We start from the raw sequence: 26,854 nt of genomic DNA on the forward strand, positions 1-26,854 counted from the left end.
CTCCGCCCCCACCCTGCGGGCGGCCGGGGGCCGGGGCAACCGGGGCGGGTCCGTTCAGGACGCGGAGGCCGCCGGGGGCAGTTCGCCCGATCCCCGCGCGATCAGCCGGGTCGGCAGCACGACCCGCCGCGGTTCGCCCCCCGCGCCGTCGAGCCGGCGGAAGAGCAGATCGGCGGCGGCGCGGCCGAGCTGGGCCGAGTCCTGGGCTATCACGGTGATGCCGGGGGAGAGCAGATCGGCGAGCTCGAAGTCGTCGAAGCCGACGAGGGCGACGGGGGGAGCGGGCTCGGGGCGCTCGGCAAGCACCCGTACGACGGTGACCGTCACCCGGTTGTTGCCCGCGAAGAGCGCGGTGACCGGCTCCACGGCGTCCATCATGGCGGTGGCCGCGGTCCGTACCCGCCGCGGGTCGGTGGGGCCGAGTGAGACCCAGGCGTCATGGACCGGGAGCCCGGCGTGGCGCATGGCCGCGTGGTAGCCGCGCAGCCGCTCGGCGGCGGTGTGGATGTTGGGCTGGTCGCCGAGGAAGCCGATCCGGCGGTGGCCGTGGGCGATCAGATGGGCCACCGCGTCGCGCGCGCCGCCGAAGCTGTCGGAGAGCACCGCGTCGGCGTCTATCCGGCCCGCCGGGCGGTCGACGAAGACGGTGGCGACCCCGGCCGCCATCTCGGGTGCCAGATAGCGGTGGTCATGGCCGGCCGGGATGACGACGAGGCCGTCGACCCGGCGCGCGCACAGGGCGAGCACCAGCTCCTGCTCGCGCTCGGGGTTCTCGGCGCTGGAACCGTTGATCAGCAGCGCGCCATGGGCGCGGGCGACCTCTTCGACGGCGCGGCTCAGCGGTCCGTAGAAGGGGTCGGCCAGATCCTCCAGCACCAGGCCGATGCTCGCGGTGCGGCCCTTGCGGAGGATGCGGGCGCTGTCGTTGCGACGGAAGCCCAGCGCGGTGATGGCCTCCTGGACGCGCCGTTCGGTGTCGGGAGTGACACCCGCCTCGCCGTTGACGACTCTGGAGACGGTTTTGAGGCCGACCCCGGCCCGCGCGGCGACGTCCTTCATCGTCGGCCGGGTGCCGTAGCGGCGTGCGGGGGTGCGGCTGGCGGTATCCGGGGCGGTGTCGGTCACGGTGCGCTCGTCCCGTCGCTGGTCGGCATGGCGGAAGGGTGTCGAGCATAGCCGCTGGACAACGTTGTCAACGGCAAGGAAGACTGTAGCCGCACACCGATGCCACCCAGGCCCACCAGGAGAGTCGACAGCTATGCCACGTGACCTCATCGCCGCGCTGGACATCGGCGGCACCAAGATCGCGGGTGCCCTGGTGGACGGCAGCGGCAAGCTGGTCGCACGGGCCCGCCGCGCCACCCCCGCCCAGGAGGACGGCGCGACGGTGATGCGGCAGGTCTCGGCGGTGCTCGAAGAGCTGTCGGGCACCGCCCACTGGTCGCGGGTCGCCGCCGTCGGGATCGGCAGCGCGGGCCCGGTGGACGCCTCCGTGGGCACCGTAAGCCCCGTCAACATCCCCGGCTGGCGCGACTTCCCGCTGGTCGCCGGGGTCCGGGAGAGGACCGGCACGCTGCCGGTGACGCTGGTGGGCGACGGGGTGGCGATGACCGCCGCGGAGCACTGGCAGGGCGCGGCACGCGGGCGTACGGACGCGCTGTGCATGGTCGTGTCCACCGGGGTGGGCGGCGGGCTCGTGCTGGGCGGCCGGCTGCACCCCGGTCCGACCGGTAACGCCGGGCACATCGGCCACATCAGCGTCGAGTTGGACGGGGACCTGTGCCCATGCGGCGGGCGCGGCTGCGTCGAACGCATCGCCAGCGGTCCCAACATAGCCCGCCGCGCCCTGGACGACGGCTGGCTCCCGGGCCCGGACGGGGACACCGGAGCCGAGGCCGTCGCCGTCTCCGCACGGGCCGGGGATCCGGTGGCACAGGCATCCTTCGAGCGCGCCGCACAGGCCCTTGCCGCCGGAATCGCGGCGACCGCGACGCTCGTGGAGATCGAGGTGGCGGTCGTGGGCGGCGGGGTGGCGGGCGCCGGGGACGTGCTCTTCGCGCCCCTGCGGCGCGCCCTGCGCGACTACGCGACGCTGTCGTTCGTCCAGGGGCTGGAGGTCGTACCGGCGCAGACGGGCACCGACGCGGGGCTGGTCGGCGCGGCCGCCGCGGCGGCCCAGGAGGTGCGGCTGGAGGGTTTCCGGGCGGGCACGCCCCCTATCGCCGGTTGAGCCGCGGCTGTCACCGTGGGTCCCTAAGCTGTTCCGGCGGAACACGGCGCACAAGGGGGAGCCAGAACGTGGCACCGGGGGACATGAGCGGCGATCTGTCCGGCAGGCTGCTGGGCGGGCGGTACCGGGTGACGGGCCGGCTCGGCCGCGGCGGCATGGGGGTGGTCTGCCGGGCCGTGGACGAGGTGCTCGGCCGCGAGGTCGCGGTCAAGGTGCTGCGCGCCCACACCGACGCGTCCAGCGCGGAGTTGGCCGATCTGCGCACCCGGATGCAGCGGGAGGCGCGGGCCGCGGCCCGGATCCGGCACTCCGGAGTGATCACGGTCCACGATGTGACCGACGAGGACGGGCTGCCCGTCATCGTCATGGAGCTGATCGACGGCCCGTCGCTGGACGATGTGGTGGACGAGCGCGGCGTCCTCGACCCCCGGGAGGCCGCCCGCATCGGCGCGAAGGTCGCCGACGCGCTCGGCGCGGGCCACGACGCCGGCGTGCTGCACCGGGATGTGAAGCCCGGCAATGTGCTGCTGGACCCCGGGGGCCGGGTCGTGCTCACCGACTTCGGCATCGCCAGCATGGAGGCGCCCGACGACGGCGCGGCCACCAAACTGACGCGCAGCGGTGAGCTGATCGGCTCGCTGGACTATCTCGCGCCCGAGCGCGCACAGGGGCAGCAGCCGGGTCCCGCCTCGGACGTCTGGGCGCTGGGCATGACGCTGTACGCGGCGGTGGAGGGCTCGTCGCCGTTCCGCCGCACCTCCGTATGGTCGACGCTGACCGCGATCGTCACCGAACCGCTGCCGGAGCCGCGCCGGGCCGGGCCGCTGGCGCCCGTCCTGCGGGCGCTGATGGACAAGGATCCGGAGGGCCGGCCGACGGCCGCCGAGGCGCGGCGGATGCTGGAGGCGGTCGCCGCCGGGGAGACACCCGAGCCGCAGGCGGGTCCGCGGCAGGCCCCGAGGACCCCGACCGTGGCGGAGGGGGCGGTCGTTCCCGCCCGGGGATTCGGCCCGCCACCCCGGGCGGAGGCGGTCGTGAGCGGCGGGGCGCAAGGGATGTCGGCCACCCGGAGAGTCAACACGCCGGGCACGGGGCGCCGGCGGGCGCTGATCGCGGCCGCGGTGGCCGCCGCCCTGCTCGCCGGGGGCGGAGTGACGTACGCGCTCGTCCGGGACGACGGTGACACCTCGGCGGCGGGGTCGGCCAAGGCGTCGCCCAGGGCCTCGTCCACCGCGTCGCCGGACGGTGGAAAGGCGAACGAGAAGGCCCAAGAAGGCGGCACCGAGCCGGATGACGTCCGCTCACCGTCCGCTGGGCGCACGGCGGACGGTGACGGCGGCGGCGAGAAGGGCGGTGGCGCGGCGGGCGGCTCCGGCGAGGGCTCGGACGGTGGCGGCGAGCAGGACGGGGGCGGCAAGCAGGAGGGAGGCAAGCAGGAGCGAGGCAAGCAGGACGGGGGCGCGGGCACCGGCGGCGGCTCGCCGTCTCCCGATGCGCCACCGGCCTGTCGTGACATCGGCGGCGGCAAGCACAACTGCGAGGTGTGGCGTGACGCCACCTCGTACACCCACGGCGGTGAGCCGGCCGGCACCCTCAAGCACGGCGTGAGCTACTTCTTCTGCCAGGAGAAGCTGGGCCGCCGCGAGACCTACGGCGAGTGGACCAACGTGTGGTGGGTCAAGACGGACGACGACAACGGCAACCGCGGGGTGTACGTCAGCGCCGTCTACGTCAAGGGCGGGGACAACGACCAGCCCCTTCCCGGACTGCCCACCTGCTGACGGGGATGCGGGAAAGGGCCGGCCAGGGGTGCGGCGCGTCAGCGGCTTGCGCAGGTGAAGGCCGCGTCGGCCCAGTCCCCGTGGTCGCTGGTGACCCCGTCCCCGCCGTCGGTGACGACGAGCCGGACCGTCGTGGCCCCGGCGATGGCGGCCGTGATCGTCTTGGCGGGGTCGGCGTTGGTCAGCGTGTCGGTCGAGGCCACCTTGGTCCCGTCGGCCCAGACCTCGAAGGCGACCGTCCCGGCGGTCCCCTCCTCGTCGTCCACGCCGGCCTGGGCGGTGAAGGCCGTACACCGGCCGCCCGTGTAGTAGGTGACCTCGCTGGGCGCGTGCGCCCCCAGGCCCTTGGCGTGAACGGTGCCACCGAGGGTGATCGGACGGCCGTCACCCGCCGCGCTCTCGCCGACGCTGGTGTCCTTCTCGACCGGCCCCCAGCCATTGAGGGCGCTCAGCCACGGCAGATCGCTCGCGTACGAGGTGCCGGAGGGCGGGGCCACCACCACATGGACCGTCGAGGCCAGCCGCGCGGTGGCCCTGGCGCCCGTCGGTGAGCGGTAGTCGGCGCCGGCCATCAGCTCGTACGCACCAGGCTTGGCACCGGCGGGCGCGGTGACCCGCCAGCGCGTCCGCAGCTTCGCACCGGTGGGCAGCGAGGCCACCCGGGTGGGGGAGACGGCCCGGATCCGCCAGCCGTCGGGCCCGGTGAGCCGGACCGAGACCTCGCGGGCCGGGGTGCGGCCCAGGTCGGCGAGGACCGTATCGACCGGGGCCGTGGCCCCGGCCTCGGTCAACGACGCGCCCCTGGTGGTGAGTTCGACGGCGGGCGGGTAGGAGGCCCAGCGCCGGTCGGGGGAGACGCGGTAGAGCACGGTGCCATGGGCGGGGACGGTGGCCGATACGGCACCGGCGGTGTTGTAGTCCTGGTGCCGCCACACGTCGCGCAGCCGGTACGCGGGCGCCTGGTCCAGGCCGACCGCGGCGGCCGTCGTGGCGATGTGCCGCGGCCGGTCGGTCTCGTTGAAGAGGGCGACGGCACGGCTGCCGTCCGCCAGTTGCCTGGCGATGACCCAGCGCCCGCCCTCGGAGGAGACCACGACCCCCTGCTTGCCCAGCGGGTCCTGGTCGATGGCGATGACCTCGCGGTTGCCGAGGATCTCGTAGGTCTCCGGCGTGGCCTTGCGCAGATCGGTGCCGATCAGCAGCGGTGCGGCCATGATGGACCAGAGCGAGAAGTGGCTGCGGTACTCGGTGTCCGTCATACCGCCGTTGCCCACCTCCAGCATGTCGGGGTCGTTCCAGTGGCCGGGCCCGGCGTACGGCGCGAGCGGCAGATCCTGCTTGGCGATCGACAGCATGCTGCCCCAGTTGTCGCTGATGTCGCCGGTGGTGCGCCAGAGCTGCCCGACGTCCGCGGCCCATTCCCAGGGCTTGTTCTGGCCCCATTCGCAGATGCTGTAGACGATGGGGCGGCCGGTGGTCTCGGATGCGGCCTTGAGGGCGTCGCGCATGGTGCGGTAGCGCTGCTTGGCGTCGACGCCCTGGTTATTGCAGTTGTCGTACTTGAGGTAGTCGATGCCCCAGTCGGCGAACTGCCGAGCGTCGGACCGCTCATGGCCGAGCGCCCCGGGGAAGCCGGCGTTGTCGCAGGTCTTGGTGCCCGCGCTGGTGTAGATACCGAGCCTCAGCCCCTTGGAGTGGACATAGTCGGCGATTGCCTTGATGCCGTTCGGGAAGCGCGCGGGGTCCGGGACGAGCTTGCCATCGGCGTCACGCCGCGGCAGCGCCCAGCAGTCGTCCAGGTTGACGTACTGGTACCCGGCGTCCTTCAGCCCCTTCGCGACGAAGATGTCGGCGATGCCCTTGACCATCGCCTCGTTGAACTCCGCCCGGCAGCGCGTTGAGTTCCAGTTGTTGAAGCCCATCGGAGGGGTGAGGGCCGGCCCTTCACCGGATGCGGCCTTCGGCGCCGGGGCCGGTGCCGGGGCCGCGGCCGGGGCCACGGCCGGCGAGGTGGCCCTGGCCGTACCGGACGCATGGGCCTGGGCCTGGGCCGGGGCGGCAAGACCGAGGGAGGCGAGCAGGGCGACGCTCAGCCCTCCGATGATTCTCCGTCTCGCGGTACGCGAAGAGCGGTGGCGCATTGCGGGTCCTCCGTTCCGGGCGGGGAGTGACGCAGCGTCATGAACGCGTCACATGCGAGCGTTTACGGTAGACCCTGTTGGAGTCTGTTGGAAGAGAACCGATAACGGTTGTCCGATATCTCGTCAAAGCCCTTGACTGTGGGCCCGTGGGGCGGGTGAGATCCACTCACTCGCGTTCGGTTGTGTTTGATTGAACCTCTGTGGAGGGGGCCATGGCACAGTCATCGTCAGGACATCGGATCTCCCGCCGTGCGCTGCTCCGGGGCAGTGCGGTCGGAGCCGGGGCGGTCGCCCTCCCGACGCTGCTCACCGCCTGCGGTGGGCCGAGCAAGGAAGTGAAGATCGGCTCCAACGCCTCGGACGCCGTGCCGCGCAAGGCGTTCGCCGAGGTGTTCAACGCCTACGAGAAGAAGTCGGACAAGAAACTCAAGGTAAACACCGTCAATCACGAGGCGTTCCAGGAGAGCGTCAACCGCTATCTCAAGGGCACCCCGGACGACGTCTTCATGTGGTTCGCCGGCTACCGCATGCAGTTCTTCGCCCAGCAGGGGCAGCTCGCCGAGATCAGCGACCTCTGGAAGGGCTTCGACGGCTTCTCCGACGCGCTCAAGGCGCAGTCCACGGGCAAGGATGGCAAGCAGTACTTCGTGCCGTACTACTACTACCCGTGGGCGGTCTTCTACCGGAAGAGCGTCTTCAAACAGCACGGCTATGAGATCCCCAAGACCTTTGACGAGTACCGGGCGCTCGCCAAGCGCATGGACAAGGACGGGCTCGACGCCATCGCCTTCGGTGACAAGGACGGCTGGCCCGCCATGGGGACCTTCGACTATCTCAATATGCGGGCCAATGGCTACGACTTCCATATCTCGCTCATGGGCGGAAAGGAGTCCTGGACCGATCGCAGGGTCAGACACGTCTTCGACCTGTGGCGCGGTCTCATGCCGTACCACCAGAAGGGCGCCAACGGACGGACCTGGCAGGAGGCCGCGCAGAGCCTCGCCCAGAAGAAGTCGGGCATGGCGGTCTTCGGGCTGCCCCACCCGGGCCAGCAGTTCTCCGAGGCGGACCGCGAAGACCTCGACTTCTTCCCCTTCCCCGAGATCGACTCCGCCCACGGCCAGGACGCGGTCGAGGCGCCGATCGACGGCTTTCTGCTGGCCAAGAAGTCCAAGAAGCAGAAGGAGGGCAAGGACCTGCTGAAGTACCTCGCCACTCCGGCCGCCGAGGACATCTATCTGAAGCGGGACCCGAACAACGTCGCGGTCAACAGCAAGGCGTCCACCTCCTCGTACAACGCGCTCCAGAAGAAGGCCGTCGACCTCGTCTCCGGCGCCAAGCAGCTATCGCAGTTCATGGACCGCGACACCCGGCCCGACTTCGCCTCGCAGGTCATGATCCGGGCGATCCAGCAGTTCATCAACAAGCCGGACGACATCGACTCCCTGACCCGGGACATCGAGTCCCAGAAGAAGACCATCTTCGCCGGCGACTAGGAGATCCACGCAGTGCCGCTCATCAGAGTGCGGCGTGCCGGGCGGCAGGGGCTGCGGAGGTTCACCTCCCGCGACCTCGCCGTCATCGGCGTGCTGCTGGGCATACCCGTCCTGCTCGACCTGGCCCTGGTCTGGGGCCCGACCCTGGCCTCCATCGGTCTCTCCTTCACCAGTTGGGACGGGATCGGCGACATCCACTGGGTCGGCGTCGACAACTACACGACCCTCTTCACCGACTATCCGCCGTTCTGGCCCGCCGTCCGCAACAACCTGCTGTGGGTGGCCTTTCTGGGCTGCGTCGCCACACCGTTCGGACTGCTGCTGGCCGTGCTCCTCGACAAGGGCGTCCGGTTCAGCCGCTTCTACCAGTCCACCCTCTATATGCCGGTGGTGCTCTCGCTCGCCATTGTCGGCTTTATCGCGCAGCTGGTCTTCTCCCGTGACCAGGGCGCGCTCAACGCGATTCTCGCCGACGAGCACAACCCGGTGGACTGGCTCGGCGACCCCGACCTCAATATCTGGATGGTGCTCCTCGCCGCGGCCTGGCGGCACACCGGGTATGTGATGATCCTCTATCTGGCCGGGCTGAAATCCGTCGACCCCTCGCTCAAGGAAGCCGCCGCCATCGACGGCGCGAGCGAGACCCAGACCTTCTTCCGGGTCGTCCTGCCCACGCTGCGGCCGGTCAATGTCATCGTCGGCGTCATCACGGTGATCGAGGCGCTGCGCGCCTTCGACATCGTCTACGCCATCAACCACGGCCGCAACGGGCTCGAGCTGCTCTCCGTGCTCGTCACCGACAACATCATCGGCGAGGCCAGCCGGATCGGCTTCGGCTCCGCCATCGCCGTCGTCCTGCTGGCCGTGTCCCTGGGATTCATCGTGACCTATCTGGTCCAGGAGCTACGAGGGGAGAAGAAGCGATGACCGTCACCGAGACCGCCCCCGTCCGGGCCGTGGCCCCGGCGGCCGCACCGGGCCGGCGCCGGGTGCGGCCCGGACGGCTCGGGCTGCACGCCTTTCTGATGACCGTCTCGCTGGCCTTTCTCGCGCCGCTGCTGCTCGCGGTCTACGCCTCGCTGCGCCCCTACGAGGAGACGGCCGAGTACGGCTATTTCTCGCTGCCGCGCCATCTGTCGTTCGACTACTACCAGCAGGCGTTCAGCGACTCCGGAATGAGCAAGTACTTCGTCAACTCGCTCATCGTCGCGGTGCCCGGGGTGCTGCTGACGCTGTTTCTGGCCTCCTTCGTCGCCTTCGCCGTCACCCGGCTGCACCTGCGCGGCGGACTGGTCCTGCTGATGGTGTTCACGGCGGGCAATCTGCTGCCGCAGCAGGTGATCGTCACCCCGCTCTATGTGCTCTTCACCAAGATCGATCTGCCCTATTGGATGTCGGACTCGATGACGATGTACGACTCCTACTGGGCGGTGATCGCCGTGCAGGTCGCCTTCCAGGTCGGTTTCTGCGTGTTCGTGCTCGCCAATTTCATGCGCACCCTCCCAGAGGAGATCATCGAGGCGGCGCGGGTGGACGGCGCCGGGGTGTGGACGCAGTACTGGCGCATCACCCTTCCACTGTGCCGCCCGGCGCTCGCGGCCCTCGCCACGCTGCAATTCACCTGGATGTACAACGACTTCCTGTGGGCGCTCGTCTTCATCTCCGACGGCGACAAGCTGCCCGTCACCTCCGCGCTCAACAATCTCCGCGGTCAGTTCTTCACCGACTACAACCTGCTCGCGGCGGGCTCGGTGCTGGTGGCGCTGCCCACGGTGCTGGTCTTCCTGCTCCTTCAGCGCCACTTCATCGCCGGACTCACCCTCGGCGCCAGCAAGGGCTGACACCGCGCCGGTCACCCGGGCCCGTGACCGCCGCGCCCCCTGACGCGAGGACCCGCGCCGCCGCCTGGCGGCGGCGCGATCCGGGCTTCCCCTGCGTTCGCGCGTTTCCGTGACAGGGTGATGCGGGCAACTGTCAGGAGGCGATGGAATAGGGGGAAATGTGATCGTCTGGCTGAACGGTGCGTTCGGCGCGGGCAAGACCGCCGCGGCCCGCGAGTTGGTGGACTTCATGCCCGGCAGCACGTTCTACGACCCGGAGCTGGTCGGCAACGGGCTGCGGATGATGCTGCCACGCAAGCGTCTTGAACAGGTGTCCGACTATCAGGACCTGCCCTCCTGGCGGCGGCTGGTGGTGGACACCGGAGCGGCGTTGATGGCGGAGGTCGGCGGCCCGCTCGTGGTCCCGATGACGGTTCTCAGACAGGAGTACCGGGATGAGATCTTCGGTGGCTTCGCCGCCCGCAGGATCCCCGTGCGGCATGTTCTGCTGCACACCGACGAAACGATCCTTCGCGAGCGAATAGCCGAGCGCGAGGAGATCCCCGGCGACGCGGACGCGAGTGAGTCCGTCCGCCGGTGGTGCCTGGATCACCTCGCGCCCTACCACGCGGCCCTGGACTGGCTGACCACCGACGCGCATGTCGTGGACACCACCGGGCTCACCCCGCGCCAGACCGCCGAGCACATCGCGGACGCCGTCCGCGAGGGCGCCGGGAGCTGCGACATCGTGCAGACCCCGGAGCCCACGGCGGAGACGCTGGCGGCCGGGGTCCTGCTCTTCGACGAGGACGACCGGGTTCTGCTCGTCGACCCGACCTACAAGCCCGGCTGGGAGTTCCCCGGTGGCGTCGTCGAACCCGGCGAACCCCCGATGTGCGCGGGGCTGCGCGAGGTGACCGAGGAGCTGGGCGTACGGCTCGATGAGCCGCTGCGGCTGCTCGTCGCCGACTGGGAGCGGCCCCAACCGCCCGGCTACGGCGGCCTGCGGCTGCTGTTCGACGGCGGCCGGCTCACCGCCGCGGACGCGCGGGAGGTGCTGCTGCCCGGCGCCGAACTGCGCGGCTGGCGGTTCGTCACCGAGAGCGAGGCCGCCGAACTCCTGCCGCCGGTGCGCTTCAGCCGGCTGCGATGGGCGCTGCGCGCCCGCGAACAGGGCCGCCCGCTGTATCTCGAAGCCGGTGTCCCCGTGGGCTGACCGGTCCGTCCCTGGCCGGCCGGTCGCTCCGGACGACCGGCTGTGGCCCACGGTCCGGCTCGACCGCGCAGCGATCGGCCGAGCCCGGTCGGCGTCGCCGTGCGGGCGGAGGCGGCCCCCATGGGGCCGGACCGCCCCCGAGGACCGGCGCGGCTCCGGTGGTGCGGCTCCGTTCCGAGCCTTCTCCCGCCCCCGGAGGGATCGGCTCAGCCCTTGCCCGCCGCGTACCTCCCCAGGAACAGCGCCTCGGTGAGCGAGAGCTTCTCCAACTCCCGCGGGGAGACGCTCTCGTTGACCGCGTGGATCCGCGCCTCCGGCTCGCTCAGCCCGATCAGCAGGATCTCCGCCTCCGGATAGAGCGAGGCGAGCGTGTTGCACAGTGGGATCGAGCCACCCTGCCCCGCGATGGCCATCTCCTGGCCGTCGTACGCCGTGCGCATGGCCTCGCGCATCGCCCCGTACGCCGGGCTCGCGGTGTCCGCCCGGAACGGCTGGCCCTGGCCGATCTGCTCCACCGCGACCCGCGCGCCCCACGGCGCGGCGGCTTCGAGGTGCGCGGCCAGCAGCCGGTTGGCCTCGGCCGCGTCCACGCCCGGCGGCACCCGCAGGCTGACCAGCGCCCGCGCACTCGCCTGGACGGACGGGGTCGCGCCGACGACCGGTGGACAGTCGATGCCGAGCACGGTGACCGCGGGGCGCGCCCAGATCCGGTCGGCGACCGTGCCCGAGCCGATCAGGTCGACCCCGTCGAGCACCTTGGCGTCCTTACGGAAGTCCTCTTCCGGATACTGGAGGCCCTCCCACGCCGCGTCCGCCATAAGGCCGGTGACCGTCGTCGTGCCGTCCTCGGCGCGCAGCGAGTCCAGCATGCGGATCAACGCGGCCAGCGCGTCCGGGGCCGCCCCACCGAACTGGCCGGAGTGCAGATTGCCTTCCAGGGTGTCCACCGAGACCCGCAGCAACGTCATACCGCGCAGCGTCGCGGTGACCGTCGGCAGCCCCACCCGGAAGTTGCCCGCGTCGCCGATGACGATCGCGTCGGCCGCCAGCAGCTCGGGATGCGCCTCCGCGTAGCGCTCCAGACCGCCCGTGCCCTGCTCCTCCGAACCCTCCACGATCACCTTGACGTTGACCGGGACGCCGCCGTGCTCCTTGAGCGCGCGCACCGCGGTGAGGTGCATGATCAGGCCACCCTTGCAGTCCGCGGTGCCGCGTCCGTACCAGCGGCCGTCGCGCTCGGTCAGCTCGAAGGGCGGGGTGTTCCAGGCGTCCTCGTCGAGCGGCGGCTGTACGTCGTAGTGCGCGTAGAGCAGGACCGTCGGGGCATCCGCGGCCGGGCCGGGCAGGAAGCCGTAGACGGACTGGGTGCCGTCGGGGGTGTCCAGCAGCGCCACATCCTCGAACCCCTCGGCGCGCAGCGCGTCCGCGACCCATGCCGCGGCGGCCTCGCACTCGCTCCGGGGGAACTGCGCCGGGTCCGCGACCGACCGGAAGGCCACCAGCTCGGCCAGTTCGGCCCGGGCGCGGGGCTGCAGGGCGGCGACGGTGGCGGCGAGATCCTGTTCCATGAGGGAAGGCTCCTGGGATGCGCGGCGATGGTACTTATGTACGGCTTGAGACTCTGCGGCCGATCATCCCACAGCAGGCTCGGGTGCCGGTGCGCCGTAGGATGCCGGTAGGCGCATCAGGTCGGTCGATTGGGAGCGGATCCACAGGTGAGCAGCGACAACGCAGCCCCGGACAAAGAGACGGTATGGGACGTCGTGGTGGTGGGCGCGGGGCCTGCGGGCGCCTCCGCGGCGTACGCCGCCGCCTGCGCCGGGCGCCGGGTGCTGCTGCTGGAGAAGGCCGAGCTGCCGCGCTACAAGACGTGCGGCGGCGGCATCATCGGTCCCTCGCGCGAGGCGCTGCCGCCCGGATTCGAACTGCCGCTGCGCGAGCGGGTGCACGCGGTCACCTTCTCGATGAACGGCAGGCTCGCCCGCACGCGCCGCTCCAAGCACGTGCTCTTCGGGCTCATCAACCGGCCGGAGTTCGACGCCGGTCTGGTCGAGGCGGCCAAGGACGCGGGCGCCCGCGTCCGTACGGGCGCCGCGGTCACGCGCGTCGAGCAGCACGGCCCGTCCGTGCCCGACCGGCGCACGGCCGCCGTCGTGCTCGCGGACGGCGAGACGGTGCTGGCGCGGGCCGTGGTCGGCGCCGACGGCAGCGCCAGCCGGATAGGAGCGCATGTCGGGGTGAAGCTCGACCAGGTCGACCTCGGCCTGGAGGCGGAGATCCCGGTTCCGGAGACGGTCGCGGAGGACTGGGCGGGCCGGGTGCTCATCGACTGGGGGCCGATGCCCGGGAGTTACGGCTGGGTGTTCCCCAAGGGCGACACCCTGACCGTCGGCGTCATCTCGGCCCGCGGCGAGGGCGCCGGAACGAAGCGTTATCTGGAGGACTTCATCGCCCGGCTCGGCCTCGCCGGCTTCGAGCCGAGCATCTCCTCCGGCCATCTGACCCGCTGCCGCTCGGACGATTCGCCGCTGTCGCGCGGCCGGGTGCTGGTCTGCGGCGACGCGGCCGGGCTGCTGGAGCCGTGGACCCGTGAGGGCATCTCCTTCGCGCTGCGCTCGGGCCGGCTCGCGGGGGAGTGGGCGGTGCGGATCGCCGAGGCGCACGACGCGGTCGACGCCCGCCGCCAGGCCCTGAACTATGCCTTCGCGATCAAGGCGGGGCTGGGCGTGGAGATGGGCGTCGGGCGGCGGCTGTACGCGGCGTTCGCCCGCCGCCCGGGGGTCTTCCACGCGGCGATCACCGGCTTCCGCCCGGCGTGGCGGGCCTTTACAAAGATCACCCGCGGCACGACGACCCTGGGGGAACTCGTCCGCACCCATCCGGCGGCCCGCCGGGCCCTGGCGGCGATGGACCGGGGGTAGACGCCCCATCGGCGCCGGAGCCTCCGGCGCCACCGCTCACCCGTCCGTCGCCGTGATGCGGAACACCGGATGCATCGGTGCGATCCGGGCGAGCTCGCCCTCGGGGGACCTGGCGGTCACGCCGTCGAAGAACGCGCCGACCTCCCAGCCCCAGCGCACCAGATAGGCACGGAGCACCGCCGCCTTCTCCTCGCCCTCGGGGAGCTCGGCGGCGGTGAACGGCTGGGTCCTGCGCCCATTGCGCAGCCGTCCGCTCACCCGTCCGTCGCCGTGATGCGGAACACCGGATGCATCGGTGCGATCCGGGCGAGCTCGCCCTCGGGGGACCTGGCGGTCACGCCGTCGAAGAACGCGCCGACCTCCCAGCCCCAGCGCACCAGATAGGCACGGAGCACCGCCGCCTTCTCCTCGCCCTCGGGGAGCTCGGCGGCGGTGAACGGCTGCGTCCTGCGCCCATTGCGCAGCCGTCCGCCGCCCGCCGCCCGCATGTTCCGCACCCACTGCGCGTTCCCGCGCGCCGACACCAGATAGCGCTCGCCGTCCAGCGTCAGCGGGTTGACCGGGACGCGCCGCCACTCGCCGCTCGAGCGGCCGAGCACCGACAGCTCGGCGGTGCCGAAGAGGCTGACGCCATGCCGGGCGAGCCAGGCCACACCGCGGTGGACGGACGACTCGAAGCCGCGGGGCTTGATGGAGTGCTGTGACGGCATGGGGTCCTCCTGTGCTGCGCTTTGAGAGCACTGCTCTCACTCAAGAGCAGTGTGCACCACCAATCGCGACACTGCAAGAGCAGTGCTCTCGTTCTTGGTCGGTGCTCCTCAGGGATGGCAGACTGCCCGCATGAGTGCGATCCGAGGGGCCAGGGAACGGGCCCGTACCGAAGTGACCGCCGCCATCAAGGAAGAGGCGCGCCGCCAGCTCGCGGACCAGGGCGCGGCCAAGCTGTCGCTGCGGGCCGTCGCCCGGGAGCTCGGCATGGCCTCCTCCGCCCTCTACCGCTACTTCCCCAGCCGGGACGAGCTGCTGACCGCGCTCATCGTGGACGCGTACGACGCGATCGGCGCCGCCGCCGAGCAGGCCCTCGCGCGCACGGACCCGGGCGGCGACCCCGTCGAGCGGTGGACGGCGGTCTGCCGGACGCTCCGGGCGTGGGCGCTGGCCCACCCCCATGAGTACGCGCTCATCTACGGCTCCCCGGTGCCCGGTTACGCCGCGCCCCAGGACACCATCGCCCCCGCCTCCCGCGTCGGCCTCGCCCTGATCTCCGTCGCACGCGACGCCCACGCCGCCGGCGCCCTGCGCGTACCCGAGGAGGCGGACCTGCCGGAGGCCGTACGGGACGACGCACGGAACATCGCGGACGCGGTCGGCGCCGACCTGCCCGCCGCCGTGTTCGCACCGCTCGTCGCGGCCTGGGCGCAGCTCTTCGGCCTGATCAGCTTTGAGCTCTTCGGACAGTTCACCAAGGTGGTCGAGGCGCGCGAGGAGTTCTTCGGCCAGGCCGCCGCCGCGCTGGCCCGCGCCGCCGGGCTGGGCGGCGCGGCGGACCGGGGCTGAGCCCTGTCCGGCGGGATCGTCGCGGGTCTACTCCGCCGGGAGTACGCCCGGCCACCGCCCCGGGCGGACGCCGCGCCGCCCGGGGCCGTCTAGCGTTGCGGGTATGCGCGATTTCCCGGCCCTGCGGGCACAGTGGTGCGGCGGGCCGGACCGGCGGCGCCGGTGGCCGGCCCGCGCTCCGTGGCGCGGCGAGGGCGCCGAGCCGCCGGCCACCGCCCGGCCGCCCTGGCGCTCGTCGCTGGCCCTCGCGGTCTTCCAAGTGGTCGGAACCCAGTTCGCCGCCCATGACCAGCCCGCCCGGGCGCATCTCGCCCCGTACGGCTACGCGCTGCTCCTCGCCGGGCCCGCGCTGCTGCTTCTGCGCCACCGCCACCCCCGGATCGCCGTGTTCGGCACGGCGGCGGTGACCGCGGTCTACCTCGCCGCCGGATATCCGTACGGCCCGGTCTTCCTCAGCGTGGTCGTCGCGTGCGTCGCCGCCGTCGCCGCCGGGCGGCGGATTGCCGCCTGGAGCGCCCTCGGACTGCTCTGGCTGAGCCATCTGCTCATCGGCCACTGGCTCTACCGTCGACTCCCCCCGGCGGGCGACGGGCCCGCCGCGTGGGGGCAGGAGCTGGGGATCGCGGCCTGGGCGGTGGCGGTCGTCGCCGCGGCCGAACTCGTCCGCGTACGGCGTGAACAGTGGGCCCGCGACCGGGCCGAGCGGGCGGCCGCGGCGCGGCGCCGGGCGGACGAGGAGCGGCTGCGGATCGCCCGTGAGCTGCACGACGTGCTCGCCCACAGCATCTCGGTCATCAATGTGCAGGCGGGGGTCGGCCTCGCTCTCCTCGACCAGGACCCCGAGCAGGCCCGTACCGCGCTGACCACCATCAAGGCGGCCAGCAAGGAGGCGCTGGGCGAGGTCCGCCAGGTGCTCGACACGTTGCGGTCGTCCGGCGCCGCGCCGCGCTCGCCCGCGCCTGGTCTGGACCGTCTGGAGGAGCTGACCCAACAGGCGGCGAGCGCGGGGCTCGCGGTGCGGGTGGAGGTGGCGGGCGAACGCACCGCCCTGCCGCCCGGCACCGACCTCGCGGCCTTCCGTATCGTCCAGGAGGCGCTGACCAATATCGTCCGCCACTCCGGCTCCCGGACTGCCCGCGTCCTGCTGCGCTACGCCCCGGGCGAGCTGGAGCTGCGGGTGGACGACGACGGCCCGGCGACCGCGGACGGTCCGACGGGCGGCGGAAACGGCCTGGTCGGCATGCGCGAGCGAGCCGCCGCCCTCGGCGGCACGGTGGAGGCGGGCCCCCGCCCGGACGGCGGCTTCCGCGTCCGCGCGAGGATTCCGCTGGTGAGCGACTCAAAGGAGACAGCGTGATCCGCGTACTGCTCGCCGATGACCAGATCCTGGTCCGGGCCGGGTTCCGTGCCCTGCTGGCCGCCCAGCCGGATGTCGAGGTGGTCGGCGAGGCCGCCGACGGGGAGCAGGCGCTGGGTATGGTGCGCGAACAGCGCCCCGACGTCGTCCTCATGGACATCCGGATGCCGCTGCTCGACGGCCTCGCCGCGACCCGCCGGATCACCGAGGATCCGGCGCTCGGCGAAGTAAAGGTGGTCATGCTGACCACCTTCGAGCTCGACGAGTACGTCTTCGAGGCGATCCGCTCGGGCGCCTCCGGCTTTCTGGTCAAGGACACCGAGCCGGAGGAGCTGCTGCGTGCGGTGCGGGCCGTGGTGGAGGGCGACGCGCTGCTGTCGCCCGGGGTCACCCGCCGTCTCATCGCCGAGTTCGCCGCCCGCTCCAAGGCGCCCGCGCCCGCGTCGGTGCTGGCCGGGCTGACCGAGCGCGAACGGGAGGTGATGGCCCTGGTCGGCATGGGCCTGTCGAACGAGGAGATCGCCCGGCGGCTCGTCGTGAGCCCGCTCACCGCCAAGACCCATGTGAGCCGGACGATGGTCAAACTGGGTGCTCGTGACCGTGCCCAACTCGTCGTCCTCGCCTATGAGACGGGGCTGGTGAGGCCGGGCTGGCTCGGCTGACCCGGAGATCCCGCGGTGGGACCCGGCCGTCAGAACAGCGCCTCGGGGCCCTCGGGCTCCCGCTCGCGGACGGCCACCGGCGCCGTCGTCATGGCGTCCGCGGCGGCGGCCGCCAGCGGCCATCCCGCCAGATGGCGGGCGTCCAGCAGCAGGGCCCGGCCGTCCGTCGCGGTCAGATGGATGTCCGGGCCCGCCACGGCCTCGATCAGGCCGGTCACCGTGGTCCCGGCGGCGAGCCGGATCACCCCGTGCGTGGGGCGCACCCGGTCCAGGCGGAACGCCGCGTCATGGTGCACCGGCTCGAAGGCCGCGCGGGTCAGCGACTCCGGCAGGCCGCCCAGGGCGCGCGCCCGCTCGTGGAGCGCGGCGAGCTCGGCCGCGCGGCGCTCCGGGGGCGGCGGCGCCTCGCGGGCGGCGCGCTTGGCGGCGTAGGGAAAGCGGTCCGGGACGCCGAGCGCGGCGCCCAGCACCGCCTCCGCGCGGCGCGCGGCCATCAGCGGGCCGCGGCCGAGCAGGGCGTAGGAGAGCGCGGCCTGTTCGAGCAGCCGTGCGCCCTCGCGCTCGGCCGCCGTGATGCCGACCTTGATCAGCTTCGGGCCGAACCAGGCGAGATAGACGTCATACGGGCGCGGATCGTCGGTACGGGTGTCGGCGGCTACGGAGTACGAGCGGTCCAGCCGGGCGCAGTCCGGGCACTGGGCCGAGACGGCGGACGCCGCGACCTCGGCCCCGGCCGGACAGGGCGTATGCCGAACGCCCCTGCGGACGCCGACGCAGGCGCGCCGCGGACCGGTGGTGAAGGCGAGCGGTCGGTCCGGGGCGAGCGGGGAGGTCCGCTCACCGCGGACCGGATGGCGCCAGATCAGCGCGGGCCCGGCGTGGGGGTCCCAGCGCAGCCCCGCGCACTGCCATGGCCCCGGCTGCGGGTCCCCGGTCATTCGCGCCCCTTACGGGGCAGATACCACAGCACGTGCACGATGCGCAGGGCGAATCCGACGACGGCCACGGCGGACGCCGCTCTCTGCCAGGCTGTCTCCTGGGCCCGGCCCAGATCGCCGATGAGGGCCGGGCTCGCGAGGGCGAAGAAGAGGACGGCCGCCAGCAGACCCGCCGTGACGACGGCGAAGACGATCTCGACGGTGAGCGCGTCACGCTCGTCCTGGGAGCGCGGTCCGGTCATCTGGCCTCAGCCCTCCGGTCTGTTCGTCAGTCGGTCGTGGTCTTCCCGGTCGTGCTCCGCTGCCCATCCAGACGCTTGCGGCGGACATAAAGCTGCTTCCGAACGCGCGCCACGACCGTGCCGTCCGCGGCGACCACCTCGTACTCGAACCACGGCAGCGCCTTGCCGCCGTCCGCGGTCGCCTCCCGGATCTCCTCCAGCCGGTCCTCGGTGAGCTTGAACTCGGCGAACACATCGCCCCGGCCGGGCGAGACGAAATCGATCTCGCCGGCCTTGTCCCACACCATGTACTCCCGGCCGAGCCGGTTCATCGTCAGCAGCATCCAGAACGGATCGCCCATCGCGAAGAGCGAGCCGCCGAAGTGGGTGCCCACGTAGTTGGTGTTGAACCGGTGCAGCCGCAGCCGGACCCGGGCGCTGCTCCAGTCGTCGGCGAGGTGCAGCACCCGTACGCCCGCGAACAGATAGGGCGGCCACCAGTTCATCGCGCGGCGCAGGGCCCGCGCGGACATCGTGCGTCGTGACATGGTGGGAAGCTAACATGACTTGTTACTCGCTGGTAACCGCAGCGGCCGGGCCTCAGATGCCCGCGCGCTCCCGCCAGAGCACGGCGAGCTCCGGATCGCCCTGGGCGCTCAGCGCGGAGTGCGGCAGCCGGTTCCACAGTGCGAGGTAGAGATCGGTGGCCGGCCCGCTGAGCTCGTAGTCCGCCACCCCCTCGGCATTGCGCTCGGTGCGCGGCACGCCGTCCGACGCCCGTACCGTCCAGACCGCGTCCTGGTCGGTGGCCCGGAAACGGAAGGTGCGCGGGGTGTCCATGCGCAACCGGGTCCGCTCCAGGCTGTGCAGGCCGCTCAGCAGCTCATCGATCCCGTCCGCCGCGAAGGCCGGGTCGATCGGGGAGAAGTCCATGCCCGCCGCGGATTCCGCGTCCACCCGGTGGATGGCCGTCTCATGGGCCTGCCGCCGGGCCCAGAACGCCAGCGGCGAGGACCCGGGGATGAAGGCGAAGCACTCCACCTGAGGATCGGCCCCGGTGAGGGTGTCAACCAGCCGGCGATGGACCTCCCGGTACCACGCCACCAGCTCGACGTCGGCCGGCGCCGGCTCGACGGACGGCCGGACCGGCTCAGTCAGGCCCTCGCCGACGATCCGGGCGGCCCAGCCGTGCACCCGGCCGAGGTGGGACAACAGGTCACGGACGCGCCAGTCGGGGCAGGTGGGCACCGGGGCGTCCACTCCGGCCTTGGCCGCGGCGTCGGCCAGCAGCCGGCCCTCGCGGTCCACGGTCTCGAACAGCTCAGCGATCTCCATGCCGGAAGTCTGCCAGCCGCCACTGACAACCGGGGGCCCGGCGAACCGGAAATGGCCAACTGGGAAGTCAGCCTCCGGTTGCGCGAGCGGCATTGCGCGTTCCGTACGCGACGACCCCCGCCCGCGGACACGCCGAGCAGCGCCAGCCCGAGCGCGCCCTCCGAAGCGCCGGTCTGGTCCTTGGTCGCGGGAATGCGGGCTACCCACCTGGCGAACACAAAGCCGTCCAGGGCGAAGAACGCGGCGAGGGCGGCACGGAGTTGGGCGAGGTCGCGATCCGGGGCATCGGAGCGGCGCCTCCCCGGAATGGCCGTCCGTATTTTGTTTGGCATCGGCACAAAGTGAGAATAGAGGCGTGACCCAGACACGGACAAGGCTCGAGCGCGGCCGAAGCGCTCTCGGCCCGGCACTGGAGCTCGTCCACACCGGCCGCGCCCCCACCCGCGCGGTGCTCACGGCCGAACTCGGCGTGACCCGCGCGACCGCGGGCGCCGTCGCCGCCGAACTGGAGGCGCTCGGCCTGATCCAGGTCGACTCGCGGCCGGTCGGCTCCGCCGGGTCGCAGGGCCGGCCCTCGCACCGGCTCGCGATCGCGCCCCACGGGCCCGTGGCGCTCGCCGCCCAGGTGCACACCGACGGGTTCCGTGCCGCGCTCGTCGGCCTCGGGGGCCGGATCGTCGCCACCGCCCCCGGCTGCATGACCGTGCCCGCCGATCCCGCGCACGTCCTCGACGCGGTCGTCGAGGCCGGGGCGGGGCTGCTGCGCGAGACCGGCCGCCGCTGTGTGGGCGCGGGGCTCGCCGTCCCGTCCGCGGTCGCCGAACCGGAGGGCACCGCGCTCAATCCGCTGCACATTGCCTGGCCCGCGGGCGCGCCCGTGCGCGAGCTGTTCACCCGGAGCCTGGCGGAGGCGGGCATCCGCAGCCCGAACGGAGAGCCGCCGGCGGGCCTGGTGGGCAACGACATCAACCTCGCCGCCCTCGCCGAACACCGCCACGGCGCCGGCGCCGGCGCCCGGCATCTGCTGTGCGTCGCCACCGGGCACCGGGGCGTCGGCGGTGCGCTGGTCCTGGACGGGCGGCTGCACACGGGCAGCGCCGGTCTCGCCCTGGAGCTCGGCCACCTCACCGTCAACCCCGAGGGCCCGCCCTGCCACTGCGGCAGCCGCGGCTGCCTGGACATCGAGGCCGATCCGCTCGCCTTCCTCACCGCTGCCGGACGCGATCCGGGCCCCGAGGGCTCCCTGCTCCAACAGGCCCGCGACCTGCTGCGTGACGAGTACGCCGACCCCTCCGTGAAGGCCGCCGCCGACCTCCTCATCGACCGTCTCGGCCTCGGCCTCGCCGGCCTCGTCAACATCCTCAACCCGGACCGCATCATCCTCGGCGGGCTCCACCGCGAGCTCCTTCAGTCCGACCCGGAACGGCTGCGGGAGGTCGTGGCGGAGCGGAGCCTGTGGGGCGGCCGGAGCGGCGGCGTGCCGATCCTGCCCTGCACGCTGGACCACAACAGCCTGGTGGGCGCGGCCGAGCTGGCCTGGCAGGCCGTGCTGGACGACCCGCTGGCGGCGCTGGGCGCGGCCTGATCCCGCCGGCAGCTCCACCAGTGCGCCGTGCCCGGTGCCGCCGGAAGATCTCCGCCGCCTCCCGGAGCTGGCCCCGGGCGTCCATGCGCCAACGGTCTTCGAGCGACTGGGTCTCACGTCGCGCGCCGACCTGATCCGCCGGTTCACCGCCGGGACCGACCGCTGACGGCCCGGGCGGCCCGGCGCGCTCCCGCCGGAGACACCACGTGCGGTCAAGCCCCGCCGCCCTTTTCGCCGTACCAACCGTCGCGCCAGGCCGCGGCCAGCGCGCGGCCCGGATTCACGGTGAGCATCCGTCCCACCACCTCGGCGCCCAGGGCCACTTCGAGCCGCCCGCAGAGTCCGCGCAGCAGATACGGCATGCCGGGACCGCCGTTCACCGACCGCGCCGCGGCCGTCGTCGTGTCGCCGCCCAGCAGCAGCTGGTCGGCGTAACCGGCTTCCGCGAGCGCGGCCAGCACCTCCGGGAGCCGCCAGTCCGTGGCGTGATGGGCGCGGGAGGGGCCGTCGAAGGCGAGGTAGGCCCCCGCGGCGGCGGCCTCCCGGTGCACGGCATGGTCGGGGGAGCGGTTCAGATGGCCGAGAAGGACGCGGTGCGGCGGTACCTCCAACTCTGCGCACAGCAGGTCCAGTACGTCCGGCGCGCCCGTTCCCAGCTCCAGGTGGACGGCGATGGGGGCGTCGGTGCGGTGGTGGGCGTGGGCGGCGGCGGTCATGGTGTGACGGGCGTGGGCGTCGAGGCCGTGGAAGCCGCCGGCGACCTTGATCAGCCCCGCCTTGGGGCCGGCGGGTCCGCCGATGCCGTGCGTGAGCTCGTCGACGAACAGCTCGGCGAGCCGCCCCCGGACGTCCTCGATCGTCTTCGGCTCGTAGTGGGCGGCCTGGTGCAGCCCGGTCGCGGCGACCACATGGACGCCGGTCGCCCGGGACAGCCCGGGCAGCTCACCGGCCGCCCGCCCGAGGCCGTACGGGGTCCACTGGACCACCGCGCGGCCGCCCAGCTCGTGGAAGGCGCGCAGCTCGGCGGTGGCCGCGCCGACGTCGTCCAGTTCCTGCCCCGGCAGCTGTGTGCTGCGGAGGAACAAATGGTCGTGGGCGTCGCAGACGCCCAGCTCCGCGCCCGGGATGTCGCCGAGGACCGTCCGTACGGCGGGCGCGGTCACCACTGCCGCCCCTCGGGCAGCGTGGCCAGGCCCGGCGCCGACAGATGGAGCACCTGGTAGCGGTCGCCGGGCTCGGCGGTCGGTGCGACGTCCTCCCAGAGCGTGAAGTGGACCAGCTCCCAGCCGCGCGGGTCGATGGCCAGGGCCGTCGCGTACACGCCCTCGGTACCCGCCCGCTCCCGCAGCTCCACCAGCGCGCGGTCGACGGCGGTGGCGGGGTCGCCGGAGTCCGGGACCGCCACCGCGCGGCGCGTGGCGGCGCGCGGTACGGCGGTCGCGGCCGGGCCCCGCGCGAAGGCCAGCCCCTGCCAGTGTTCGACCACGGGGCGGCCGAAGTCCCGCACGATGCCCTGGAATCCGGGGCCCCACAAAAAGCGGTTCATGGCCTCGGGGGCGGCCCACAGATAGAAGGGGGCGTAACTGTTGACCGGCGAGCCGTCGACACCGCGCTCGCGGATGCCGTACGCCTTCAGGCCCAGCCCCGGGAAGTCGTCCAGCAGCGGGCCCTTCGTCTCCACCCGATGCCGGATGATCTTCATGTCGTAGTCGGCGGGCAGGGTGATCCGGTACTGCATCGCGTGCATGGGCGAACTCCTGTCAGCGGATCACTGGTCTCCACGGTGCGGTTTTCCGTTACCGGGAAGGGGAATCGGACGCCTTAAGCGCGTCGAGCAGGGTGAGCAGACCCTCGACGGCGCTGTCGAAGGGCGCCGCCGACTCCGCGGCGCGGGCGAGTACATAGCCACCCTGCACGGTCGCGATGACGGTCGCGGCGGTGCGCTCCGGATCCAGCCCCGCCGTGAACTCCCCGCGCTCGCGCCCCTCGGCGAGAATCTCCGCCAGCCGCCCGCGCAGCCAGGCGAGCGTCTCCTCCACCGGCTGCCGCAGCGCGGGATCGGCGATGACGTCGGGGTCCATCGTCAGCCGACCGATCGGGCAGCCGCGCAACACCTCGCGCTCCCGCAGCAGATACGCGCGGACCCGGTCGTAGGCGCCCCCCGGTCCGGACAGGGACGCCTCGGCCGTGGCTCTCAACTGCTCGGCGGTGCGGCGGATGGCCGTGAGCGCGAGGTCGGGCTTGCCGGTGAAGTGGTGGTACATGCTGCCCTGGCCCGCGCCCGAGCGCTGCTGGATGGCCTTGGGGCTGGTGCCCACATAGCCCCGCTCCCAGAGCAGCTCCTGGGTGCTCTCGATCAGGCGTTCCAGAGTCGTCATACGGCCACTATACATACCAGTAGGTACACCCCGCTCGCCTAGACTCCCGCCCATGACGGCACAGGACTCGCTGGCGACCGGTCAGCGCTCACTCGGCGACGCCTCTCTGAGCTACCCGCTGTGGCCACCGCTGACGAGGGGGTGTCCGCGGACGGCGACGCCCGAGATCGTCTACCCGGTCGAGGTCGACTACGCGTACGACGCCGTGCCCGCCGATCTCTTCGCCCGCGCGGCGCCCCCGGGCGTGGGCCTGGACCGCTGGGCGCCCCTGCTGCCACCGCTGGCCGCACCCGGGCTCGGGGAGGGGGGCACCCCGCTCATCGGCATCGGCGACGGCGTGTACGTCAAGGACGAGTCGCGCAACCCCACATGGAGCCACAAGGACCGGCTGAACCGCTGCACCGTCAGCGCCGCCGTCGGCGTGGACGCGGAGGGCATCGTCGTCGCCTCCTCCGGTAATCACGGCGCCTCCGCCGCCGCGTACGCGGCCCGCGCCGGGCTGCGCTGCGTCGTGCTGGCCTCCCGGGAGGCGCCCCCGGCCGTCGTCTCCTTCCTGAAGGCCTATGGCGCGGTGGTGCTGCCGGTCCCCGAGCGGGCGCGCTGGCCGCTGATGCGGCAGATCGTGGACCGGCTCGGGTACCACCCGGTCAGCAACCTCACCGACACCCACACCAGCCATGGATTCGGCCCCGAAGGCTACAAGACGCTCGCCTATGAGGTCTTCACCGAACTCGGCGTCCCGGAGGCCGTGTTCCTGCCGACCGGCTACGGCGAGCTGCTCTTCGGCGTCTGGAAGGGCTTCGCCGAGCTGGAGCGGCTCGGCCTGGCTCCCCGCACCCCGCGGATCTTCAGCTGCGAGCCCTCCGTGGGCGGCCCGCTGGCCACCGCGCTGCGCGAGGGCCGTCCGGCTGCGACCGTCGAGCCCGGGCCGACCGGGGCGTACGGCATCCGCTGCGCCGTCGGCGGCCACCGCGGTGTCCTGGCGGTCCGGCGCAGCGGGGGTGAGGCCCTGCTGGTCACCGACGACGAGATGGAAGCCGCCCAGTCCGAACTGGGCCGCCAGGGGCTGTGGGTGGAGCTCTCCGCCGCCGCCGGGCTCGCCGGGCTGCGGGCCCGGGAGGCCGGCGGTGATGCCTTCGAGGGGCCGGTCGTCTGTGTCTCCACCTCCAGCGGCTTCAAGGACCTCACCACCGGCACCCACCGGGTCGAGCCCGTCGACCCGTCCTGGGAGCAGGTGGAGCGGCGGTTGCGCGTGGCGGGAATCCGCGGCTGAGCGGATGCGGTGAAGTTCGCCGCTGATCCCTCGCCGTTCGGCCTGGCCGAGGGCTTGGACGCCGAGAAGGATCAGCACTTGACTTCGCCGCATCCGCTTAGGGCGGGGTTCGGGAGGCCGTCCGGGCCCGCGCGTACTCCCCGCGCGGTATGCCAACTGTCCTCGGCCGTACGACGCCGCGGCGGCCGCCACGCGCGACGCTCGGGAGTGACCACGAGACACATTCACTCCCGAGGAGCGCGATCATCATGACCACTTTGGCGCACGGCTTCGCCGACGGCGGCGGCCCCGGACCGTGGATTGTCTTCGTCCCCCTGCTGTGGGCGTTGATCGTCGGCGGCGGGATCTTCCTGCTGCGGCGCGCGATGTGGCGCGGGCGCGGGCCCTGGCGGCAGGGGCACCCGGTCCACGGCGAGCAGTCGCCGATCGCGCTGCTGGGGCGCCGCTTCGCGGCCGGCGAGATCGACGAGGACGAATACTGGCGCCGGCTGTCCGTCCTGGACGAGCAGTTCGGCCGCCATCCGAAGGGCGGTCCGGCATAGCAGTCGGCCGCCCCGCCCGTCATGAGGCGGGACGGCCCGGTTCGTCAGTGGGGTACGGATACGGCCGACCGGGCGACAGGTGCCCGCTCCCGTATCGCGGGGGCGGGAGCCGGTGCCGGGGCGGGTGCGGAGGCCGGAGCGGGAGCGGGCGTCAGCACGGGGGCGGGCGCCGGGGGCGCCGAGGCCGGCGTGGGCGCGGGGGACGAGCGGGTGAGGTCCGCGCGGTGCGGCGGCGCGGTGCGGCCCGCTCCGTACGCCGCGAAGGGCGACTTGGCGGTGGTGATGGGCTGCGGCACGGCCAGCGTGAACCATACGACCTTGCCGCTGCCGTCGTCCCGGGCGTGCATCCCCCAGCTCTGGCTGACCGCCGCGACCAGAGCGAGCCCCCTCCCGTGCGTGGAGACGGGGTCACAGGCGCGGAGCCGGGGCAGCCGGGGATCCTGGTCGCGGACCGAGACGGTCAGCCGGTCCAGCATGAGAACGATCTCCACCGTGCACTGCTTGTCCGGCTCGGCATGGCGGTGCACATTGGTGAGCAGCTCGGTGACACCGAGCGCCGCCGGGTCGATGAGCGGATCCAGATGCCAGTAGCGCAGTTGCGCCGACACGATTCTGCGGACCTGACCGATCCGCGACGGCAGGGCTTGCAGCTCCACCGTGCAATGCCTGCTAGGACGACTGATCACGGCTGCGACTCCCTGAAGAAGTTGGGGCTAGCCTGATTCAGAAGCGGGCGACGAACACGTTCAGCAGTGGTGGCTGCTGTGCGCGACCGGTGAGCCGGTTCTCAGCGTCACCGCTTGTTGACCCTCAGTGATACTGATACTCGTCCAGGGTCGGTCCCCTCGCGCGCATGCGCAACTCGGCCGCCTCACTTCTTCTGGCCATGCCCCCGAGCGGATCTGACGGCGTCCAGGAAGCGGCTGGCGGCAGCCCCTTTGGGCTTGGCCGATTTGGCCGTGGGGGGCGAGGTGGCCGCGGCGTCCTGCTCGCCGAGGGTGAGGCGGTAGCGGGTGCCGTTCACGGTGGCCATGGCCTGGTCGCCGTCGACGAACCACGGCTTGCTGGCGCGGACCGACTGCACCGGGGCGCTGTCGATCTCGCTGCCGTAGCTGGTCAGCAACTGAAGCCTGCCGTCCTTGATCAAGACCTGTCCGGCGCGGGTCACCGAGCGCAGAAACCGCTCGATCCGCACTCCCGTGGCATTGAACTCGGTATCGGCCATCACAACCGCCTCCCCGATGGCTCCGACTGGCACGCGTGCCGCTGCCTCTCATTCTCCCTGCTCCGCAGTGTGCCCGTGACGGGGCCGGGGCACCAGGGCGCACTGGGGTCCATTTAGGATCGAAATAGCCCGAGTATGCCACCCGGGCCGGTCAGGGGCACAAGCAAGAGGAGTGG

Annotated in this window: 26 protein-coding genes and 2 pseudogenes; 13 read left to right on the plus strand and 15 right to left on the minus strand. The window is 72.6% G+C overall.

Annotated features, from left to right (window positions below; all coding sequences use genetic code 11):
• Positions 1-54: 54 nt before the first annotated feature.
• Positions 55-1,125 carry a LacI family DNA-binding transcriptional regulator gene (locus tag ABZU99_RS18940; RefSeq protein ID WP_356049425.1) on the minus strand — a complete coding sequence of 357 codons (1,071 nt, stop codon included), beginning with the start codon at positions 1,123-1,125 and terminating at the stop codon, positions 55-57.
• A 133-nt stretch (positions 1,126-1,258) separates the two neighbouring features.
• Between ABZU99_RS18940 and ABZU99_RS18945 the strand changes: the two genes are divergently transcribed.
• Both ABZU99_RS18945 and ABZU99_RS18950 read left to right on the plus strand, forming a co-directional pair.
• The gene (locus ABZU99_RS18945) at positions 1,259-2,230 is read left to right on the plus strand and encodes an ROK family protein (protein WP_355945912.1); all 972 of its coding nucleotides are present in this window, start codon (positions 1,259-1,261) and stop codon (positions 2,228-2,230) included.
• Between the two features lie 68 nt (positions 2,231-2,298).
• Positions 2,299-4,011, plus strand: a complete 1,713-nt coding sequence (locus tag ABZU99_RS18950) for a serine/threonine-protein kinase (protein ID WP_356049423.1) — start codon at positions 2,299-2,301, stop codon at positions 4,009-4,011.
• Between the two features lie 38 nt (positions 4,012-4,049).
• On the opposite strand, the gene ABZU99_RS18955 is transcribed toward ABZU99_RS18950, so the two are convergent.
• A complete protein-coding gene (locus ABZU99_RS18955) occupies positions 4,050-6,152 on the minus strand; it encodes an NPCBM/NEW2 domain-containing protein (RefSeq protein ID WP_356049421.1) in 2,103 nt (700 codons plus the stop codon).
• 212 nt (positions 6,153-6,364) lie between these two features.
• Here ABZU99_RS18955 and ABZU99_RS18960 point away from each other — a divergent pair, with 212 nt between their 5' ends.
• The 4 genes from ABZU99_RS18960 (at position 6,365) to ABZU99_RS18975 (ending at position 10,684) form a co-directional block, all read left to right on the plus strand.
• Entirely contained in the window at positions 6,365-7,648 is a 1,284-nt protein-coding gene (locus ABZU99_RS18960) for an ABC transporter substrate-binding protein (protein WP_356049419.1), read from the plus strand.
• Between the two features lie 12 nt (positions 7,649-7,660).
• On the plus strand, positions 7,661-8,575 hold the full coding sequence (locus ABZU99_RS18965) for a sugar ABC transporter permease (RefSeq protein WP_356049417.1): 915 nt from the start codon (positions 7,661-7,663) through the stop codon (positions 8,573-8,575).
• Positions 8,572-9,489, plus strand: a complete 918-nt coding sequence (locus ABZU99_RS18970; RefSeq protein WP_356049415.1) for a carbohydrate ABC transporter permease — start codon at positions 8,572-8,574, stop codon at positions 9,487-9,489. The genes ABZU99_RS18965 and ABZU99_RS18970 overlap by 4 nt, the downstream gene beginning before the upstream one ends.
• A 160-nt stretch (positions 9,490-9,649) precedes the next feature.
• Positions 9,650-10,684 (plus strand): NUDIX domain-containing protein, encoded by a 1,035-nt coding sequence (locus ABZU99_RS18975; RefSeq protein WP_356049413.1) that lies wholly within the window; start codon positions 9,650-9,652, stop codon positions 10,682-10,684.
• 206 nt (positions 10,685-10,890) lie between these two features.
• Here ABZU99_RS18975 and ABZU99_RS18980 read toward each other — a convergent pair whose 3' ends face one another.
• Positions 10,891-12,252 carry a dipeptidase gene (locus tag ABZU99_RS18980; protein ID WP_356049411.1) on the minus strand — a complete coding sequence of 454 codons (1,362 nt, stop codon included), beginning with the start codon at positions 12,250-12,252 and terminating at the stop codon, positions 10,891-10,893.
• 147 nt (positions 12,253-12,399) lie between these two features.
• Here ABZU99_RS18980 and ABZU99_RS18985 point away from each other — a divergent pair, with 147 nt between their 5' ends.
• Positions 12,400-13,605: a geranylgeranyl reductase family protein gene (locus tag ABZU99_RS18985; RefSeq protein WP_355945932.1), complete on the plus strand. Its 1,206-nt coding sequence runs from the start codon at positions 12,400-12,402 to the stop codon at positions 13,603-13,605.
• 36 nt (positions 13,606-13,641) lie between these two features.
• Here the strand turns inward: ABZU99_RS18985 and ABZU99_RS18990 are convergent.
• Positions 13,642-13,857, minus strand: a pseudogene (locus ABZU99_RS18990) (deazaflavin-dependent nitroreductase); the annotation flags it as partial.
• Between the two features lie 2 nt (positions 13,858-13,859).
• The gene (locus tag ABZU99_RS18995) at positions 13,860-14,315 is read right to left on the minus strand and encodes a nitroreductase/quinone reductase family protein (RefSeq protein ID WP_355945934.1); all 456 of its coding nucleotides are present in this window, start codon (positions 14,313-14,315) and stop codon (positions 13,860-13,862) included.
• A gap of 130 nt (positions 14,316-14,445) precedes the next feature.
• On the opposite strand from ABZU99_RS18995, the gene ABZU99_RS19000 reads away from it, so the two are divergent.
• From ABZU99_RS19000 to ABZU99_RS19010, 3 genes are all read left to right on the plus strand, one after another.
• Positions 14,446-15,162 (plus strand): TetR/AcrR family transcriptional regulator, encoded by a 717-nt coding sequence (locus tag ABZU99_RS19000; protein ID WP_356049408.1) that lies wholly within the window; start codon positions 14,446-14,448, stop codon positions 15,160-15,162.
• Between the two features lie 103 nt (positions 15,163-15,265).
• Positions 15,266-16,519: a sensor histidine kinase gene (locus ABZU99_RS19005; protein ID WP_355945940.1), complete on the plus strand. Its 1,254-nt coding sequence runs from the start codon at positions 15,266-15,268 to the stop codon at positions 16,517-16,519.
• Positions 16,516-17,181 (plus strand): response regulator transcription factor, encoded by a 666-nt coding sequence (locus ABZU99_RS19010; RefSeq protein WP_355945943.1) that lies wholly within the window; start codon positions 16,516-16,518, stop codon positions 17,179-17,181. Before ABZU99_RS19005 ends, ABZU99_RS19010 begins: the two co-directional genes overlap by 4 nt.
• Before the next feature lie 29 nt (positions 17,182-17,210).
• Here the strand turns inward: ABZU99_RS19010 and ABZU99_RS19015 are convergent, their stop codons facing one another.
• From ABZU99_RS19015 to ABZU99_RS19035, 5 genes and pseudogenes are all read right to left on the minus strand, one after another.
• Positions 17,211-18,119, minus strand: coding sequence for a DUF2797 domain-containing protein (locus ABZU99_RS19015; protein WP_355945945.1), 909 nt, complete (start codon positions 18,117-18,119; stop codon positions 17,211-17,213).
• Positions 18,116-18,361 (minus strand): DUF6332 family protein, encoded by a 246-nt coding sequence (locus ABZU99_RS19020; RefSeq protein WP_355945948.1) that lies wholly within the window; start codon positions 18,359-18,361, stop codon positions 18,116-18,118. The genes ABZU99_RS19015 and ABZU99_RS19020 overlap by 4 nt, the downstream gene beginning before the upstream one ends.
• Before the next feature lie 26 nt (positions 18,362-18,387).
• Positions 18,388-18,888 (minus strand): DUF4442 domain-containing protein, encoded by a 501-nt coding sequence (locus ABZU99_RS19025; protein WP_355945951.1) that lies wholly within the window; start codon positions 18,886-18,888, stop codon positions 18,388-18,390.
• A 52-nt stretch (positions 18,889-18,940) separates the two neighbouring features.
• Positions 18,941-19,675 (minus strand): maleylpyruvate isomerase family mycothiol-dependent enzyme, encoded by a 735-nt coding sequence (locus tag ABZU99_RS19030; RefSeq protein ID WP_355945954.1) that lies wholly within the window; start codon positions 19,673-19,675, stop codon positions 18,941-18,943.
• Positions 19,676-19,794: 119 nt separating this feature from the next.
• Positions 19,795-20,013, minus strand: a pseudogene (locus tag ABZU99_RS19035) (MFS transporter); the annotation flags it as partial.
• A 17-nt stretch (positions 20,014-20,030) separates the two neighbouring features.
• On the opposite strand from ABZU99_RS19035, the gene ABZU99_RS19040 reads away from it, so the two are divergent.
• Positions 20,031-21,260, plus strand: coding sequence for an ROK family protein (locus ABZU99_RS19040; protein ID WP_355945957.1), 1,230 nt, complete (start codon positions 20,031-20,033; stop codon positions 21,258-21,260).
• 212 nt (positions 21,261-21,472) lie between these two features.
• Here ABZU99_RS19040 and ABZU99_RS19045 read toward each other — a convergent pair whose 3' ends face one another.
• From ABZU99_RS19045 to ABZU99_RS19055, 3 genes are read right to left on the minus strand one after another with little or no spacing between them, the layout of a single operon-like run.
• A complete protein-coding gene (locus ABZU99_RS19045) occupies positions 21,473-22,426 on the minus strand; it encodes a phosphotriesterase (RefSeq protein ID WP_355945960.1) in 954 nt (317 codons plus the stop codon).
• Positions 22,420-23,007 (minus strand): DUF4865 family protein, encoded by a 588-nt coding sequence (locus ABZU99_RS19050; RefSeq protein ID WP_355945963.1) that lies wholly within the window; start codon positions 23,005-23,007, stop codon positions 22,420-22,422. Before ABZU99_RS19050 ends, ABZU99_RS19045 begins: the two co-directional genes overlap by 7 nt.
• A 49-nt stretch (positions 23,008-23,056) precedes the next feature.
• Positions 23,057-23,638, minus strand: a complete 582-nt coding sequence (locus ABZU99_RS19055; RefSeq protein WP_355945965.1) for a TetR/AcrR family transcriptional regulator — start codon at positions 23,636-23,638, stop codon at positions 23,057-23,059.
• A 52-nt stretch (positions 23,639-23,690) separates the two neighbouring features.
• Between ABZU99_RS19055 and ABZU99_RS19060 the strand changes: the two genes are divergently transcribed.
• Both ABZU99_RS19060 and ABZU99_RS19065 read left to right on the plus strand, forming a co-directional pair.
• A complete protein-coding gene (locus ABZU99_RS19060) occupies positions 23,691-24,911 on the plus strand; it encodes a pyridoxal-phosphate dependent enzyme (protein ID WP_355945967.1) in 1,221 nt (406 codons plus the stop codon).
• A 248-nt stretch (positions 24,912-25,159) separates the two neighbouring features.
• The gene (locus ABZU99_RS19065; protein WP_355945970.1) at positions 25,160-25,453 is read left to right on the plus strand and encodes an SHOCT domain-containing protein; all 294 of its coding nucleotides are present in this window, start codon (positions 25,160-25,162) and stop codon (positions 25,451-25,453) included.
• Between the two features lie 44 nt (positions 25,454-25,497).
• Here the strand turns inward: ABZU99_RS19065 and ABZU99_RS19070 are convergent, their stop codons facing one another.
• A complete protein-coding gene (locus ABZU99_RS19070) occupies positions 25,498-26,139 on the minus strand; it encodes an ATP-binding protein (protein WP_356049402.1) in 642 nt (213 codons plus the stop codon).
• Between the two features lie 185 nt (positions 26,140-26,324).
• A complete protein-coding gene (locus ABZU99_RS19075) occupies positions 26,325-26,678 on the minus strand; it encodes a hypothetical protein (RefSeq protein WP_355945975.1) in 354 nt (117 codons plus the stop codon).
• Between the last annotated feature and the right edge of the window lie 176 nt (positions 26,679-26,854).

Source organism: Streptomyces sp. NPDC005266, assembly GCF_040607655.1.
GTDB lineage: Bacteria > Actinomycetota > Actinomycetes > Streptomycetales > Streptomycetaceae > Streptomyces.

What these genes read in the sequence shown, in the direction of transcription:
- ABZU99_RS19020 (WP_355945948.1), bottom strand. Translation starts at nt 18,361, where the DNA reads ATGACCGGACCGCGCTCCCAGGACGAGCGTGACGCGCTCACCGTCGAG.
- ABZU99_RS19055 (WP_355945965.1), bottom strand. Translation starts at nt 23,638, where the DNA reads ATGACGACTCTGGAACGCCTGATCGAGAGCACCCAGGAGCTGCTCTGG.
- ABZU99_RS19050 (WP_355945963.1), bottom strand. Translation starts at nt 23,007, where the DNA reads ATGCACGCGATGCAGTACCGGATCACCCTGCCCGCCGACTACGACATG.
- ABZU99_RS18945 (WP_355945912.1), top strand. Translation starts at nt 1,259, where the DNA reads ATGCCACGTGACCTCATCGCCGCGCTGGACATCGGCGGCACCAAGATC.
- ABZU99_RS19065 (WP_355945970.1), top strand. Translation starts at nt 25,160, where the DNA reads ATGACCACTTTGGCGCACGGCTTCGCCGACGGCGGCGGCCCCGGACCG.
- ABZU99_RS18955 (WP_356049421.1), bottom strand. Translation starts at nt 6,152, where the DNA reads ATGCGCCACCGCTCTTCGCGTACCGCGAGACGGAGAATCATCGGAGGG.
- ABZU99_RS18960 (WP_356049419.1), top strand. Translation starts at nt 6,365, where the DNA reads ATGGCACAGTCATCGTCAGGACATCGGATCTCCCGCCGTGCGCTGCTC.
- ABZU99_RS19005 (WP_355945940.1), top strand. Translation starts at nt 15,266, where the DNA reads ATGCGCGATTTCCCGGCCCTGCGGGCACAGTGGTGCGGCGGGCCGGAC.
- ABZU99_RS19015 (WP_355945945.1), bottom strand. Translation starts at nt 18,119, where the DNA reads ATGACCGGGGACCCGCAGCCGGGGCCATGGCAGTGCGCGGGGCTGCGC.
- ABZU99_RS19060 (WP_355945967.1), top strand. Translation starts at nt 23,691, where the DNA reads ATGACGGCACAGGACTCGCTGGCGACCGGTCAGCGCTCACTCGGCGAC.
- ABZU99_RS19030 (WP_355945954.1), bottom strand. Translation starts at nt 19,675, where the DNA reads ATGGAGATCGCTGAGCTGTTCGAGACCGTGGACCGCGAGGGCCGGCTG.
- ABZU99_RS19000 (WP_356049408.1), top strand. Translation starts at nt 14,446, where the DNA reads ATGAGTGCGATCCGAGGGGCCAGGGAACGGGCCCGTACCGAAGTGACC.
- ABZU99_RS18980 (WP_356049411.1), bottom strand. Translation starts at nt 12,252, where the DNA reads ATGGAACAGGATCTCGCCGCCACCGTCGCCGCCCTGCAGCCCCGCGCC.
- ABZU99_RS19075 (WP_355945975.1), bottom strand. Translation starts at nt 26,678, where the DNA reads ATGGCCGATACCGAGTTCAATGCCACGGGAGTGCGGATCGAGCGGTTT.
- ABZU99_RS19025 (WP_355945951.1), bottom strand. Translation starts at nt 18,888, where the DNA reads ATGTCACGACGCACGATGTCCGCGCGGGCCCTGCGCCGCGCGATGAAC.
- ABZU99_RS18995 (WP_355945934.1), bottom strand. Translation starts at nt 14,315, where the DNA reads ATGCCGTCACAGCACTCCATCAAGCCCCGCGGCTTCGAGTCGTCCGTC.
- ABZU99_RS18970 (WP_356049415.1), top strand. Translation starts at nt 8,572, where the DNA reads ATGACCGTCACCGAGACCGCCCCCGTCCGGGCCGTGGCCCCGGCGGCC.